Origin of the sequence: Bartonella sp. AA9NXGY (assembly GCF_042196845.1) — a bacterium.
In the GTDB taxonomy this organism is placed as follows: Bacteria; Pseudomonadota; Alphaproteobacteria; order Rhizobiales; family Rhizobiaceae; genus Bartonella.
On record NZ_JBHIRB010000008.1, the window covers coordinates 72,804 to 88,903 of the forward strand.

A 16,100-nucleotide genomic window follows, 5' to 3' on the forward strand; every position below is an offset into this window, starting at 1 on the left:
TATTATTAGTAAAATTTATAAATTATCATTGTGAAGCAAGGTAAAAATTGTAAATAAATATGTATAATTTAATCCAAAATGCCGTAATAAACCAATTATAATGACGTAATAGAAATATAACGCGGAAAATTACAAAATATAACGAAAGTTTCCATATAAAGGAAATAGGGATATAATAATGTCTGGATGGAGATCGCCAAGATAAGTATTACCACGTATAGGTGTATCTCATCTTGCTTCACCTAGGTTAGCGTTTACCATACCAGCAAAAAACTTGAAGTATCTTGTAGAAATATTTTTCATATTTCCTGACGCAGATACATATTTTTCCCTTAAAAAGAGAAAATCCTGTGTTTTGTAGAAAGAGTAAAAGTTATAGGTTGCTTCATTTAAAGGGGCATTGTTGCTTCTTTTGCCCATTTTTTATCTTCTTCATTTAAGTAAGGTGCATTCATCTGATAAACGCGCGCATGGTAATCATTGAGCCATTGTCGTTCTTCTTGTGTCAAAAGCTCTGGAAGGATTAACCGTCGATCAATGGGGCAATTTGTAAGTGTTTCGAACGAGAGCATTTCTATATCTCCGCCATCAATTTTTTGTGCTGGCTTCACAATCATCAAATTTTCAAGACGGATACCAAAAGCGCCTTCGCGGTAATAGCCTGGCTCGTTTGAAAGAATCATACCGGAGATGAGTTCTTGGCACCCTTTGCGAGAAATATTTTGCGGTCCTTCATGGACAGAAAGATAAGATCCAACACCATGACCGGTGCCATGGGCATAATCAAAACCAGCTTTCCACAATGCAATGCGTGCAAGAGCATCAAGGTCTTGTCCTCGTGTGCCTTTTGGAAATCTGATAGTTGAAAGAGCAATCATGCCTTTGAGGACAAGCGTAAAACAGCGTTTTTCTTCTTCTCCAATATTCCCAATTGCTACGGTGCGTGTGACATCAGTCGTGCCATCACGATATTGTCCACCTGAATCAACGAGGTAAAGTTCACCGGCTTTGAGTTGTTTATTTGTTTGCGTTGTTACACGATAATGAATAATGGCACCATTTTCTCCTGCTGCTGAAATTGTATCAAAAGAAAGATCTTTAAGTTTTTCTCCCATTTCTTTTGCTGTATTTATGCGAAATTCTTCTAATTTTTGAGCAGCAGAAATTTCACTTATTGACCCTAGTATTTGTTTATCTAACCAAGAAAAAAAACGGGTTAGGGCAACACCATCGCGTAGATGCGCTTTGCGTGCGCCATTGAGTTCTGTGTCATTTTTAATGGCACGTGGTAGAGCAGCAGGATCGGTAAGTGTGATAAAAAAGCTATTTTTTTCTTCAATAACAGTTCGTAATTTTTCGCATGTTAGCTGTGGATCTAAGGCAAACACTGTCCCTTTTTGAATATACTCTTTGATCTTGGGAATAAGCTGTTCTGGTTCATATAATTTTGCATAACGTTCTAGATATTGTTTCTGTTCTACACCAAGTTTTTTGCTGTCAATGAATAAAGCTGGTGTTTTGTTAAGTGGAATGAGAGCAAAACAAAGGGAAAAAGGCGTGTTGGAAACATCATTGCCCCGTATATTGAATGTCCATGCAATGGAAGAGGGGTCTGTAAAAATAAAAGCATTTGCATGAGTTTGCTGTATATCTTTGTAAATCAAAGCGAGTTTTTCATCTGTATCGCACCCAGCATATTTGAGAGGGTGAATTGATAAGGCAGATTGTGGTAACTTTGGTTGATTATGCCAGAGCAAATCAATGGGATTATGTTGAACTTCTACAAGTTTTCCACCTGCTTTCATTTCTAATGCGTTTCTCAATGCATCGGTGGCAGCAATCGTGTGGAGCCATGGATCAAAGCCAATAGAAAGTTTTTGACCATTTTTTTCAAGCCATTGTGAGGGAGGACAAGTTATGAGATCTTCATAATTAAAAATATCAGGATCAGTTTGTTGGCGAACTTGGAGCTTATATCGCCCATCTGTAAATATGATGGCTTTGTTTTTTAAAATCAGTGCAATCCCAGCTGATCCAGTAAAGCCGGTTAACCAGCTAAGGCGTTGAGCATGAGGAGGGACATACTCTCCTTGATGCTCATCACATCGCGGAACAAGAAAACCATCGAGTCCAAGGTGATCGAGTTCTTTACGAAGGCAAGAAATGCGTTCTGCTGCATAAGCAGGATTTGTTGTCGCCTCAAAAGATTGATACATAACGACGTCCTTTTCTTTTATTTTATTTCAGGTGTATCGTAACCCATCCTTGCCGGTGGTATGTTTCGATATGCTTCAGTCCTTGTTTTATATAAGTCTCCAAAACATGGGCATGTTGTTCTTCAAGAATTCCAGAGAGTATAAGTGATCCCCCTTTTTGAAGTGCCGTTACCACTTCTTGCACAAGTTCAATAAGCGGATTAGCAAGGATATTGGCAACAATGAGATCAAAAGGGGCTCGTGATGCAATTGAATCATGGGCAAAACCTGTTGCTGTAATAGCTGTAACATATTCATTGACACCATTGAATTCGATATTGTGTTGTGCAACTTGAATAGCAATTGGGTCAATATCGGATGCAAGCACAGTAATTGGTTTGAGCATTGCTATGCCAATGGCTAGTACACCGCTCCCAGTACCAAGATCAAGGGCATTTTGGGGATTTTCGTGTTTCATGACTTTGGCAATCATTTCTAAACAACCGGCTGTTGTTCCATGATGTCCGGTGCCAAAAGCTTGATTAGCTTCAATTTCAATAGGGAGAACATTTGCTGGAATGGCGTTTCGGTTGTGACTTCCATGAAGGAAAAAAGGACCGGCTTGCACAGGTTTTAGTCCTTCTAGGCTTTTTTGTACCCAATCAATGTTGGGTAAAACTTCCATATTAATATTATCAAAATCTATAGAAAGGATTTGAGCAAAACGTTTCAATGCGTTCTCTTGATTGTCTTGATCGACATATAGAGAAAGCTCATATACAGCATTTTGTTCATCTATCTCTGTAAGAGCAAGAGGATACCCTTCTTCGTCAAAGGCTGTTTCTATAAGGGTATAGAACCGTTCTGCTTCATTTCTAGAAGCAGTATAATAGAGGCGAATTTGTTGCGACATGCTGTTCTTTCTTTTGATCGGTTTTTTTAGTTTAAGATGAGTTTTTTTAACCGTTCAATGGCGATTTCATCTTTTAATTCGCTATCGCTTTCTTTCGTGTCATAACGGATAACGCCAGCTAATTTTCCACCTTTTTTGAGTAAAAAAATTGCTGCTGTATGGTTATATGTATAGTTTCCATCTGTTTCAGGGACTTTTTCAGCAACGATGTTGAAAGAATTGACCATTTTATGAACTTTTTCAGGATCTCCGCTGATGCCAACAATTTTATTGTTAAAATTACTGAGATAATCATGGAGTACTTTTGGTGTATCACGTTCAGGATCAACAGTTACAAACCATATACCTAATTTATCAGCTTCAGGCCCAAGGGCTGTAAGCCATCGATCAAGATTCATCAGTGTGGTAGGGCAGCTTTCAGGACACATAGTGAAGCCGAAAAAAATTATTGAAGGCTTGCTTCGAACATCAGCCTCAGTAATATTTTTTCCATTAGAATCAGTGAGCGTAAAGTTATCACCTAAAGGCTTATTTGTCAGCGTATCATAAATAAAAACACCTGCAAGAAATATGATTGTCAGCCCCAAGATGCGTATTACATTTTTCATAGTTTGACTCTCTTAGATAGATCGAGAAATTGTAACATCGGCAGGTTTGTTTTGCAATGTTTGTTTCATGGTTGATTTTATTGGCTTGATTGGTATGTCTTTCCATATCTATTGATAAAACATTGGTGAAAGATGTATGAATATTGAGAAAGATCTTCGATTTCATGAAAGTGAACCTCGTATCCATACGACAGCGCGGCTGCATGGTTGTAAATTAGGGCGCTATGTGGAAATTAATGAGCGGGTGATTTTACGGGATGTAACCGTTGGAGATTTTTCTTATTTAGAGCGTAATAGTGAGGCTATTTATAGCGATATTGGGCGTTTTTGTTCTATTGCATCTCATGTACGGATGAATGCGTTGGAGCATCCTATGGAGCGCGTTTCAACGCATAAAATAACCTATCGTCCAAACGAATATTTTCGTTATATGGCATTAGATAGTGGTTTTCGTGAAAGGCGTTGTGCAAAACGTGTTATTATTGGGCATGATGTGTGGATTGGACATGGTGCGGTTATTATGCCTGGAGTGACAATTGGTCATGGCGCTATCATTGGCGCGAACGCTGTTATAACGAAAGATGTTATGCCTTATACGATTGTCGTTGGGGTGCCTGCTAAGCGATTGCGGATGCGTTTTCCCAATCATGTGATAGAATGCCTTTTAAATATGGCTTGGTGGGATTGGCCACTTGATAAAATTCACGACGCATTGCCTGATATGCAAAATCTGCCCATTGAAGCCTTTGTTCGTAAATGGAAATGATAGTCAGAATAAAACAAAGTGGTTTCTTGAAAAAACTGATCGTGGTTTACTTGTAATTAAGCTTTGTTTACAAAATTGTCTAGTACACGCTTTTCTCCGGCTTTTTCGAACATTATTGTCAATTTATGATCGTCTATTGCTGTAATATAACCATAGCCAAATTTTATGTGAAAAATCCGATCATTGACAGAAAAATCTGATGGTGCATGAGAGATTGATTGAGAGATAACTTTCCCTTCAATATTCTTGTTTTTTTGTGCACGCTTTTGTCTTGCTGTTGCATAGTCAGTATAAAAGGAATCGTGATGTTGAAAGGAAGATTTTCCATAACCACCATAGGATGTTTCCATTTCTACAACTTCTATATGTTCTGCTGGTAATTCATCTAGAAAACGGGAGGGAAGAGCAGGTTGCCAAAGTCCATGAATTCTTCGATTCGATACAAACCATATATGCAAATGTTTTTTTGCTCTTGTTAGACCTACGTAAGCAAGACGCCGTTCTTCTTCTAATCCTGAACGTCCACCTTCATCTAATGAGCGCTGGTGGGGAAAGAGTCCTTCTTCCCAACCTGGAAGAAAAACTGTTTCAAATTCAAGTCCTTTGGCTGAATGAAGTGTCATGATGTTGACTGCATCCATATTTTCATTATTTTCCGTTTCCATAACGAGTGCAACATGTTCCAAAAAACTTTGAAGATTTTCAAATTGTTCCATGGAACGAATCATTTCTTTAAGATTTTCTAGTCTTGTAGGAGCCTCTGGTGAGCGATCTTCTAACCACATGGTTGTATAACCAGAATCATCAAGGACGATCTCGGCAAGTTCTCTATGAGGAGTGTCTTGAAGCATATTTTGCCAGCGGCGGAAGTTTTCAATGAGGCTTCGTAACGCACTGCGTGCCTTAGGCTTTAATTCATCTGTTTCAATGATGTCTGCGGCAGCAGAAAAGAGAGGAACAGCACGTGCACGTGCACTCTCATAAAGAATGCGCAGGGTTGCATCTCCTATGCCGCGTTTGGGTGTATTAATAACACGCTCAAAAGCTAAATCATCAGTAGGTTGGACAACAACGCGTAAATAAGCCATGGCATCACGTATTTCCATTCGCTCATAAAAACGAGGACCACCAATGACGCGATAATTAAGGCCAAGCGTTACAAAGCGATCTTCAAATTCACGCATTTGAAATGATGCGCGTACCAATATAGCCATATGATTTAATGCATGACCGGTTTGTTGTGCGCGTTCGATTTCTTCTCCGATTGCTCGTGCTTCTTCTGCCGAATCCCATGCTGAATGAATTTTTACCTTTTCTTCCTCACTCTTTATTTGAGCAGAAAAAAGGACTTTTCCCAGTCTTTCTTCATTATGAGCAATGAGATGGGAGGCGGTTTTAAGAATATGAGATGTTGAGCGATAATTGCGTTCTAGACGAATAATTTTAGCAGAAGGAAAATCTTTTTCAAAACGTAATATGTTTTCGACTTTTGCACCACGCCATCCATAAATGGATTGATCATCATCGCCAACACAACAAAGATTAACATGTTGACCTTGAGGATGTTGGGCCAAAAGCCGAAGCCAAAGATATTGTGCTGTATTTGTATCTTGATATTCATCGACAAGAATATAACTAAATTGAGAATGATATTCGCGAAGAATATCTGGATTATGTTGGAAGATAGAGATAGAATGAAGTAGAAGGTCACCAAAATCACAAGCATTAAGATCTTTTAATCGATTTTGATAACTGTGATAAAGTTCACGTCCCATGCCGTTACCAAAGGAATGAGCATCACTTTTTGAGATATGTTTTGGTGAAAGTCCTTGATTTTTCCAAGAATCAATCATCATGGCAAGGTTTCGTGCGGGCCAACGCTTATCGTCTAATCCTTCAGCTTGAATAAGTTGTTTTAAAAGTCGAAGAACATCATCGCTATCAAGAATTGTAAAGTTTCTTTTTAAATCAACAAGCTCTGCGTGACGGCGTAAAATTTTAGCTCCAGTGGAATGAAAGGTTCCAAGCCAAGGCATACCTTCAACAACTTCTCCAATAAGTTCACCAATACGTATTTTCATTTCACGTGCTGCTTTGTTGGTGAAAGTGACAGCAAGTATTTGCTGAGGAGAAGCAAGTCCAGAGCGTAAAATGTGAGAAATACGGGTTGTTAAAACGCGCGTTTTTCCTGTACCAGCACCGGCAAGAACTAAAAGAGGCCCCTCAGTATTCATAACAGCTTGTTGCTGTTCTGGATTGAGTTGTTCTAAATAGTCTGTGTTATATGATTTTTGTTTTTTTAGAGTATGGGAGAAAAAACCAGAGCTCTTCTTATCATGGTCTGGAGGGGAATCTTCTTCAAAGAAAGGTATGGTATGATCAGAAAAATTACTCATTATCTCTCTTTTGTAGTCTTTTTTTTATTGAAGTTCTAGATTAAAAAAACTTCTCTTAAAAAGTCACAACAGTTTCAGTTGAACAGACAGAAAGAGAACGTAAAAAAATAAGCACAAACATTAAAGGCTTTGGGTGAGAACGCTTTGAAGGGCATAAACGCGTAACGAAGCCGAAAGATTTACTTGTTGTGGTCTTTTGCTATCAATATCGGTAATAATAAAGGCTAAAGATTGTCCTTTTTTGCGGGCTATATCTTTTAGAATATCTAAAAATGGTGGTTCTAAAGAGACGCTTGTTGCGTGTCCATCAACGCGAACAGATATCTTTCGTGGAATGACTTTTGACCAATCGATAGAATTATTTTCGTGCATTTTTCCACCTTTATTCGTCGTTTCGCAAACGATTTTGATCAAGAAATTTTTGCATTTTTAAAGATTTTTGCTGCTCAAAATTTTTTTCAGTTTTTGTTCGTCCAAAACGATAACGATTTTGCTCAGCACAAAGAGATTTTTCTGTACGTTTTTTTTGTTTTCGAAATTGGCGAAGATTAATCAATTCAGTCATGAGAAAAATTATTTTTTCCGAAAGGAATCTAAAGAGACAACATCAGCACTTTGATTTTGTTTTGCATCGTTATTTGAAGGTTCTTTATTTGTACTGAGATTTTGTTCTTTTGTAAGCGTATTTTCTTTTTTTTGTTTGTTTGATAAGGTAATAGGCGTAGTTGAGGTATTTTCTGAATTTTCACTTTCTCCAGAGGTCAGATTTGAGGGCAGATCAAATGCTGCTTCAAATGCTGCTACAGGATCATAAAAGACCTGAATGGAAGTAAAAGGAATCACGAGCTTTTCGGTTATTTCCCTGAAAGAGAGGGTTACTTCGAAAGCTGTTTCTGAAACACTGAGATCTCTAAATTGATGTTGTAAGACGATTGTCATTTGCTCGGGATAGCGATTTTTTAGCCGAGGAGAAATTTTAACGCCTGGGGCATTTGTCAAAAAAGTTATAAAAAAATGATGATTTCCCGGAAGACCTGCTTTGGCAACTTCCGATAAAACTTTACGGATAACTCCACGAAGCGCATCCTGAACGAGAATATCGTAACGGATTTGATCTTTAACCATCGAAGTTTATTCCTTTTATTTCACGTAGCAGAATGGGGCGTATTGATATTGTGTGACAGAATATATTTTAAATTAGCAGATTTTTTCTACGATGCACCTCAATAAATCGAATAAATACGAAACTCTATGGTAAATAATGTCTGATAATGTCTGAAAGATCAATCAACAACATTTAAAAAAGTGAAGGCTTCTGTTGCCAGGTGCCTCCGAACCCCGCTTAAACCTGCGACGGTTTAAGACTTAAATTGAAACATTCACACCACCTTAAGCGGCGAGACGTGCTTCCGCATAGTTGTCATTTGCAACTACTCATTTAGCCCGATAACGGTGGTACAATGCCGAGTAAAAGAGCGATCTTTACACCCTTGTCGATCCTATTTCGCCCCCACCAAAATATAATTTTGGTTTCTTATATTTTGGTGGAGGCGCCGGGTACCGCCCCCGGGTCCAATAGGTTTATTTCACCGTCCATTTATTACCATAGCTGGTGAACCAGCCCTCTAAATATAGATGAAGAACAGTCTTAGGAAAAGGGGGGTTGTTAATATTTTTAATCCTCTAATTATTTATGGAGCTATATGATGCGGCTGTAAAGTATAGTCCGCTCATTTTTGGAGAGGAGATGATGCAAAATGACAAATAATCTAGCAGATATTAAACTATATGATTCAAATCCCGATGAAGCAGCAGTAGAACGACTTAGCCGTCGTTTAGCTTTAGTGATGAAAAAGCAGGATGCAGCGCTTGTTGCTACATCGGATCCAAAAGAGTTAGAACGTGTTGAAAAATGGGTTCAAGATGTTTTAGAAGCCGATGAGAAGAGTGCTAAAATGGCTGTTTCAAAAGTGGCTGAGATGATGTCTGGAGAGCGTAGAAAAAGTCGTGTGACTTTTTATTATCTAGTTGCTAAGCACCTTAATGCACTTCATAAAATTTAAACAATATTAAATTTGTGATAATGATAAAAAAAAGCCCAATTTCTTGGGCTTTTTCGTTGATAAAAAGGGTTAATGTTTTTCATCCTCTTGGAGGTAGCCTCCTTTACGCATACTCGGGACAAAGAGAAGAGCAATGAATGCCATGATCATCACGACGGTTATATAAAAATAAAAGAGTGATTCATGACCGTACTTTTTTAATCCAAGCGCAACGTATTCAGCAGAACCACCAAATAAGGCGTTGCCAATGGCATGAGAGATGCTAACGCCTAATGCGCGTATTGAAGAGGGAAACATTGCTGATTTGACGACACCAGAGATGGATGTATACATGCTCATAATGAAGAGCAAGCCAATAATGACGGAAAAGGCAACCCATATACTATGCGTATTACCGATTATCCAGAGTCCAGGAAATGTAAAGATGACAGAGAGTATACTCCAAATGATAAGTAAAGTTTTTGTTCCAATTTTATCGGCTATGATACCAGCTATGGGTTGGAATAGGATGAAAATAAATAGTACAGCTGTCATAATCGTTGTTGCGGTATGTTTATCAAAGCCGGTGGTTGTGATCAGATATTTTTGCATATAAGTCGTAAAGGTGTAAAATGTGAGTGATCCTCCTGATGCAAAGCATGCAATTACGACAACGGCTTTTGTATGCTTGGTGAGAAGTTCCTTAAGACTGCCAGAGTGTTTGTGAGAGCGGCTTTCTTTCGTGGTTGTTTCGTGGAGAGAACGACGCAGATAAATCGCAATCACTGCCCCGAAACCACCAATCACAAAAGGAATGCGCCATCCCCATGCTTTTAACTGATCTTCAGAGAGATAAGATGCTAGAATAAATATAATGAAGCTGGCAAGAAGTTGACCTGTAATAAGGGTAGCTGATTGGAAAGAAGCAAAAAGCCCACGATGTTTTTTGAGGGCAACTTCGCTCATATAAGTGGCTGCTGTACCATATTCACCACCTGCTGAAAGTCCTTGCATCATCCGAGCTAAAAGTAAAAGGATTGCTGATGTTACTCCTAAGGTTTCATAGGTGGGAAGTATGGCGATGAAAAAAGAGCCACCACACATCATAAAAATGGATATAAGCATCGAGCGTTTACGTCCATAACGATCGGCGACAAATCCTAAAAACCAAGCTCCAATAGGGCGCATAAGAAAGCCAATAAAAAACACACCCGCGGTTTTTAACAGTGGTGTAATCGTATCACCATCGGAGGGAAAGAATTGTGATGCAAAATAAATTGATGCAAATGAGTAAACGTAAAAATCATACCATTCTACGAGATTTCCTGATGCGCTTGCTATAATAGCAAAAACACGTTTTCTTGCATCCTGTGATGCTGAAGTTGTTTCATTTTTCATGAATTGTTCCCCTTTTGGATTTATAGTTCATATTTTCTAAACATAATTGTTTATGATTTCCAGAAAAATTCAATGGTATTATAACAATTTCTTAGGGAAACTCTTTAAGATGATTTATTAGAGTTATGTTGTTATTCGTTTTAAGATTTTTACTTGTGTTATAGAATAAAAAGTTATCACGTTGCATTTAAAGGGAGAGAACATTGAAAAGTAGATCAAGATACCTTTAAACTTTATGATAAGAATGCAATATTGGCATCATACCGGAAGATTATAGAAGAGATGGTCTTTATGAGCAGAAAGCCCCAAAACTGAAAATATTTCAAAAAGCTTAAGTAATGTAAAAGGGGATTTTGTGTCCTCACTTATCTTATTGTATCATAACACATCATCATTTAGGGGGGTGAGGTAAGCCTCAGATAAGGTTTTCCGTATGAGGTGTTTTTTAGATATCGTGATAAATATTTAGGGTAGGGCTGCCCATAGAATCTTATCAAGTAAATTACATAAAGAGGGCAGTAACTATAGACAATTTAAAAGAAACTGAGTTGTTTGTAAGACGAATGCGGGGCGGGCTTTTCGTTCTTTACTAGGGTGGAGAGGAGATCAAAAAAAGCCCAATTTCTTGGGCTTTTTTTATCCAGAAAATAAGTTTAATGAAGTCTATCGTCTTTATCGAGATATCCTCCTTTATCTATATCGGGCATAAGAAGAATAGAGATGAGTGCAATGACCATCATACCAACGATGTAAAAAAAGAAAACAGATTCGTATCCCATATTTTTTAATCCAAGCGCTACATATTCAGCAGAACCGCCAAAGAGTGCGTTGCCAATGGCAAAAGCAAATCCAACACCAATTGCTCGGATTGAAGCAGGGAACAATTCTGCTTTTATGATACCAGCAATGGACGTATAAAAACTCATAACACAGAGTATTCCAATAATGATTAAGAGTGCTGTCCATGGATTATGGGCATTACCGATCATTTTAAGTACAGGAATGGTGCAGATAATGGATAATGCCCCCCAACTAATGAGTGAAGCTCTTGCTCCAATTTTATCGGCTAGGGAACCAAAAAGGGGTTGGAGTAGCACAAAAACAAAGAGGGCGGCAGTCATTATCGTTGTTGCGGTTTGTTTATCAAAACCAGTGGTTGTGATCAGATATTTTTGCATATAAGTGGTGTATGTATAAAATGTGAGAGATCCACCAGCTGTAAAGCCAACAACCAAAAAGAAAGCTTTTTTATGATTACGAAAAAGTTCTTTAAGACTACCAGCGTGTTGTTCAGAGCGGCTTTTGAGGGTTGTTGTTTCATGAAGCAAGCTACGCAGATAAATTGCAACGATTGCTCCAAAGCCACCAATGACAAAGGGAATACGCCATCCCCATGCTTTTAACTGATCCTCGTTAAGGTAAATGGCTAAAATAAATATTATAAAACTTGCCAGAAGTTGACCTGAGATCGTTGTTGCATATTGAAAAGAAGCAAAGAGACCACGACGATTTTTGGGCGCAACTTCACTCATATACGTTGCTGCTGTACCATATTCACCGCCAACGGAAAGCCCTTGAAACATACGGACTAAAAGGAGAAGAAATGCTGCTGTTATTCCCAAGGTTTTATAAGTGGGAAGTATGGCAATGAGAAAAGAGCCACCACACATCATAAAAACAGAAATAAGCATTGAGCGTTTACGTCCATAACGATCCGCAATGTATCCAAAGAGCCATGCTCCAATTGGACGCATAAGAAAGCCAATAAAAAAGATTCCTGCCGTTTTTAACAGTTGTGTAACAATATCTTCATCTTCAGGAAAAAATTGTGATGCAAAATAAACCGATGCAAAGGAGTAAGCATAAAAGTCGTACCATTCTACCAGATTTCCTGATGCGCTGGATATGATAGCAAAAATACGTTTCCTTGTATCATGTGGATCTAAAGTTGTTTGATTATTCATGAAGTATTCCCCTTTTAGATTTATAACTTTTCTTCTTTTTAAAGCTATTTACGATGTGCATTATAAAAACGCCATTGTATCATGATAATTTTTTAGGGAAACATAAAGATTTTTTCTAGAGCTATCAGTGGTGTTTTGGGCTCATGGTGTTGTTACATTGCGTAAATCATACGCTTTTTACTATCCTTAAGGAAATATTATTTTTTGTTTGATTGTGAATTATTTGCATATGCAGAGTGTTTATGAAGATATGATACTCTTTAGTTTATATGCTTGATGTTGTTTCGTAAAATGATGTTATTGACTATTTCATGCGAGGTTGGTGTATCAGTTAAAATAATTTTTAGGAATGATCTTAAGTGTTAAGGGGGAGTACAATATTAAGAGTTCCTCAATAGTATAATGATAGCGGCTTGCACTTTTATTAAGTGTAAAGAGAGTGATGCCCATGTTTATACTTTACGGGGCTTTTACGTTATGTCATTCACGGGTGTCGTTGTGAAATGGAGTTGGGTGCATTGAGAAATGTTTCTCAAAAAAGTGTGCGAATTCATAATATAATGGTATTTTCTATTTTTCATGAAAGGATTTGTTTTGCATGAGGGGGTACTATTAAGAACGTATTAAACAAAATCATGAGTGTAATCTTTATTATTGATAAAATTATCTTGAAAGATAATCACTTTTCTTCGATTTTGAGTGGGCATGGGAATATTAAAATAAATCAAACGTTTTTTATCTTCAGTGAATTAAATTCAGCTAAAGAAGTATTTATTACATAATAATATGAAGCCATTTATTTTTATAAGCGGCGTGTGCAGGAGGGAACATTGCTTCTTTAGAGTGTTTGAAGGGATAAAAAATTGTGAGCTTTAAACTTCTATCGGAAAGAATATAAAAAAAAGCCCAGTACTCTGGGCTTTTTTGTTAAAATCCTTGTTTGTTAACATTAAAGGTTAATGAATATCGTCTCCTTGTAAATACCCTTTTTTGCGAGCATCTGGCATTAAGAGAACAGCAATGAATGCAATAATCATCATGCCGGTTATATAAAAATAGAAGACAGATTCATATCCAAGATCTTTTAATCCAAGTGCGACATATTCAGCAGAACCGCCAAACAGTGCGTTGGCAATAGCATAAGAGAGCCCAACTCCTATTGCTCGTACTGAAGCAGGAAACATTTCTGATTTTACAATGCCAGAGATAGATGTATAAAAGCTCATAATGCAGAGCATTCCAGTAATGACTGATAAAGCAATCCATGTACTATCAGTACTACCAATCATATTAAGTCCAGGAATGGTAAAGATAATAGATAAGACACTCCAAATAAGGAGTGAAGTTCTTGTTCCAATTTTATCTGCAAGAGCACCAAAGAGGGGTTGGAGTAACATGAAAACAAAGAGTGCAGCTGTCATGATTGTTGTGGCTGTATGTTTATCAAAGCCAGTGGTTGTGATCAGATATTTCTGCATGTAAGTCGTATAGGTGTAGAATGTGAGCGATCCTCCAGCTGTAAAGCCAATAACCAGAAAGAAAGCTTTTCGGTGGTTGCTCAGAAGTCCCCTAATACTACCAGCTTGTGCACTAGAACGACTTTCTTTGGTCGTTGTCTCATGGAGTGTGCGGCGTAGATAAATCGCAACAATTGCGCCGCATCCACCAATGGCAAATGGAATACGCCAGCCCCACGCTTTTAGCTGATCTTCGGTGAGATAAAGCGCTAAAATGAATATAACGAGACTGGCTAGAAGTTGACCTCCAATCAGTGTGGTATATTGGAAAGAGCTAAAAAATCCGCGGCGATTTTTGAGGGCGATTTCGCTCATATAAGTTGCTGTTGTACCATATTCACCACCGACAGAAAGCCCCTGAAGCATTCTGAGTAAAAGTAAAAGAATTCCTGCTGCCATTCCAATGGTTTCATAGGTAGGAAGTAGGGCGATTAAGAACGAACCACCACACATCATAAAAACAGAGATAAGCATTGAGCGTTTGCGTCCGTAACGATCGGCAATGAAGCCAAAAAGCCATCCGCCGATTGGGCGCATAAGAAAACCAATAGCAAAAACACCCGCCGCTTTTAAAAGTTGCGTAACGTCATTGCCATCTGAGGGAAAGAATTGTGATGCAAAATAAATAGATGTAAAGGAATAAACATAAAAGTCATACCATTCTACTAGATTACCTGATGCACTGGACACGATAGCCCAGATACGTTTTCTTGTATCATGTGGTTTTAAAGCTTCTTGTTTTTCCATAGTCGATCCCTTTATTTGATGTTCATCCATCTTTGTTCATTTATGTCATTTTTTTAGAAGCTGTCTATAGTATTTTATCTTTTGCATCAAAAATTTAGTCAGATCATGATAATTTCTTGTGTAAGATGTTTTTGGAAAAAGATTTGAATTATCTTTGTACGGATTTTACAGTTTTTATTTTCTATAATAAGAAGAATCGGACATAATACCCTCATGAAATCATATCTTGCTCTTTTATCTCATGTTTTAAATCAGGGTATTGATCGGACAGATCGAACGGGTGTTGGAACGCGATCTATCTTTGGGTATCAGATGCGTTTTGATTTACAAGCAGGATTTCCGTTGTTGACAACAAAGAAACTACACTTACGTTCAATTATTTATGAACTTTTGTGGTTTCTTAAAGGCGATACAAATATCGCTTGGTTGAAAGAGCATGGTGTGTCAATTTGGGACGAGTGGGCTGATGAAAAGGGAAATCTTGGTCCTGTTTATGGTTATCAGTGGCGTTCTTGGCCTGCTCCTGATGGACGCCATATTGATCAAATTAACAATCTTTTAACAATGATTAAGGAAACGCCAGATTCTCGTCGCTTGATTGTATCAGCTTGGAATCCTGCATTAATAGAGGAAATGGCGTTGCCTCCGTGTCATTGTCTTTTTCAATTTTACATTGCGGAGGGGAAATTATCTTGTCAACTTTATCAGCGTTCGGCGGATATTTTCTTAGGTGTTCCATTCAATATTGCATCCTACGCATTGCTAACGATGATGATTGCGCAAGTAAGCGGTCTTAAAGTAGGCGATTTTATTCATACTCTGGGAGATGCTCATCTTTATTCTAATCATTTTGAACAGGCAAAATATCAATTGTCTCGTAGACCAAATGCTTTGCCATGTATGCGCATAAATCCAGCGGTAACAGATCTTTTTTCTTTTCAATTTGAGGATTTTGAGTTGCTTAATTATGAAGCACAACCCCATATTAAAGCGCCGGTAGCAATATGACGATTTCCATTTGTTTAATTGCTGCTGTTGCAGAAAATGGTGTTATCGGTCGTGAAGGTGTAATGCCGTGGCATTTATCAACGGATTTGCAACGCTTTAAAGCTTTGACATTGGGTAAGCCCATTGTTATGGGGCGAAAAACTTGGGATTCTATTGGGAGACCTTTACTAGGGCGTACAAATATCGTTATTACACGTGATTGTACCTTTTGTGCTGAAGGGGCTGTTGTTGCTCACTCTTTATCGCAAGCTTGTTCTCTTGCAACAAATGTTGCTTCTCAAAATGATGTAGAGGAAATTTTTATTATTGGTGGTGGTGAAATTTTTCAACAAGGGTTGCATATGGCTGATAAAATATTCCTTACAGAAGTTTTAGCTTCTATAGAAGGTGATAGTTTTTTTCCTGTTTTTGATAAAGAAAAGTGGACTATTGTGCAAACACAAGATATTCCAAAAGGGGATAAAGATAGTCATCCGACACGTTTTGTTGTTTATGAGCGGAAATAATTTTTTGTAATATGAAGTGGAAGGGTTTATCAGTTGTATT

At 37.9% G+C, this 16,100-nt stretch carries 14 protein-coding genes and 1 other RNA gene; 4 read left to right on the top strand and 11 right to left on the bottom strand.

The window, feature by feature from the left end; translation table 11 throughout:
- Positions 1–389: 389 nt before the first annotated feature.
- Genes ACFIM6_RS05545 through ACFIM6_RS05555 form a run of 3 tightly spaced genes read right to left on the bottom strand, consistent with a single transcriptional unit; the run spans position 390 to position 3,716 of the window.
- Entirely contained in the window at positions 390–2,216 is a 1,827-nt protein-coding gene (locus tag ACFIM6_RS05545; protein WP_375612006.1) for an aminopeptidase P family protein, read from the bottom strand.
- A gap of 22 nt (positions 2,217–2,238) precedes the next feature.
- Complete coding sequence (locus ACFIM6_RS05550; protein ID WP_375612007.1) at positions 2,239–3,108, bottom strand: 50S ribosomal protein L11 methyltransferase; 870 nt, start codon at positions 3,106–3,108, stop codon at positions 2,239–2,241.
- Positions 3,109–3,134: 26 nt separating this feature from the next.
- Positions 3,135–3,716: an SCO family protein gene (locus ACFIM6_RS05555; protein ID WP_273790767.1), complete on the bottom strand. Its 582-nt coding sequence runs from the start codon at positions 3,714–3,716 to the stop codon at positions 3,135–3,137.
- A gap of 136 nt (positions 3,717–3,852) precedes the next feature.
- Between ACFIM6_RS05555 and ACFIM6_RS05560 the strand changes: the two genes are divergently transcribed.
- Positions 3,853–4,482, top strand: coding sequence for a DapH/DapD/GlmU-related protein (locus ACFIM6_RS05560; RefSeq protein ID WP_375612008.1), 630 nt, complete (start codon positions 3,853–3,855; stop codon positions 4,480–4,482).
- A gap of 56 nt (positions 4,483–4,538) precedes the next feature.
- Here ACFIM6_RS05560 and ACFIM6_RS05565 read toward each other — a convergent pair whose 3' ends face one another.
- The 5 genes from ACFIM6_RS05565 to ssrA form a co-directional block, all read right to left on the bottom strand.
- On the bottom strand, positions 4,539–6,878 hold the full coding sequence (locus tag ACFIM6_RS05565) for an ATP-dependent helicase (RefSeq protein WP_375612009.1): 2,340 nt from the start codon (positions 6,876–6,878) through the stop codon (positions 4,539–4,541).
- Positions 6,879–6,998: 120 nt separating this feature from the next.
- Complete coding sequence (locus ACFIM6_RS05570; protein ID WP_375612010.1) at positions 6,999–7,250, bottom strand: ribbon-helix-helix domain-containing protein; 252 nt, start codon at positions 7,248–7,250, stop codon at positions 6,999–7,001.
- A 10-nt stretch (positions 7,251–7,260) separates the two neighbouring features.
- On the bottom strand, positions 7,261–7,443 hold the full coding sequence (locus ACFIM6_RS05575) for a DUF4169 family protein (protein WP_375612011.1): 183 nt from the start codon (positions 7,441–7,443) through the stop codon (positions 7,261–7,263).
- Between the two features lie 8 nt (positions 7,444–7,451).
- Entirely contained in the window at positions 7,452–8,003 is a 552-nt protein-coding gene (locus ACFIM6_RS05580) for an SspB family protein (RefSeq protein ID WP_375612012.1), read from the bottom strand.
- Between the two features lie 179 nt (positions 8,004–8,182).
- Positions 8,183–8,539, bottom strand: a transfer-messenger RNA (tmRNA) gene (gene ssrA, locus ACFIM6_RS05585).
- Between the two features lie 96 nt (positions 8,540–8,635).
- On the opposite strand from ssrA, the gene ACFIM6_RS05590 reads away from it, so the two are divergent.
- Positions 8,636–8,941 carry a DUF2853 family protein gene (locus ACFIM6_RS05590; RefSeq protein ID WP_375612013.1) on the top strand — a complete coding sequence of 102 codons (306 nt, stop codon included), beginning with the start codon at positions 8,636–8,638 and terminating at the stop codon, positions 8,939–8,941.
- 69 nt (positions 8,942–9,010) lie between these two features.
- Here the strand turns inward: ACFIM6_RS05590 and ACFIM6_RS05595 are convergent, their stop codons facing one another.
- The 3 genes from ACFIM6_RS05595 to ACFIM6_RS05605 form a co-directional block, all read right to left on the bottom strand.
- Positions 9,011–10,318: an MFS transporter gene (locus ACFIM6_RS05595; RefSeq protein ID WP_375612014.1), complete on the bottom strand. Its 1,308-nt coding sequence runs from the start codon at positions 10,316–10,318 to the stop codon at positions 9,011–9,013.
- Positions 10,319–10,971: 653 nt separating this feature from the next.
- Positions 10,972–12,282: an MFS family transporter gene (locus ACFIM6_RS05600; protein ID WP_375612015.1), complete on the bottom strand. Its 1,311-nt coding sequence runs from the start codon at positions 12,280–12,282 to the stop codon at positions 10,972–10,974.
- A 956-nt stretch (positions 12,283–13,238) separates the two neighbouring features.
- A complete protein-coding gene (locus ACFIM6_RS05605) occupies positions 13,239–14,546 on the bottom strand; it encodes an MFS family transporter (protein WP_375612016.1) in 1,308 nt (435 codons plus the stop codon).
- Positions 14,547–14,759: 213 nt separating this feature from the next.
- Here ACFIM6_RS05605 and ACFIM6_RS05610 point away from each other — a divergent pair, with 213 nt between their 5' ends.
- Positions 14,760–15,554, top strand: coding sequence for a thymidylate synthase (locus ACFIM6_RS05610; protein WP_375612017.1), 795 nt, complete (start codon positions 14,760–14,762; stop codon positions 15,552–15,554).
- On the top strand, positions 15,551–16,060 hold the full coding sequence (locus tag ACFIM6_RS05615; RefSeq protein WP_375612018.1) for a dihydrofolate reductase: 510 nt from the start codon (positions 15,551–15,553) through the stop codon (positions 16,058–16,060). The genes ACFIM6_RS05610 and ACFIM6_RS05615 overlap by 4 nt, the downstream gene beginning before the upstream one ends.
- The last annotated feature ends 40 nt before the right edge of the window (positions 16,061–16,100 follow it).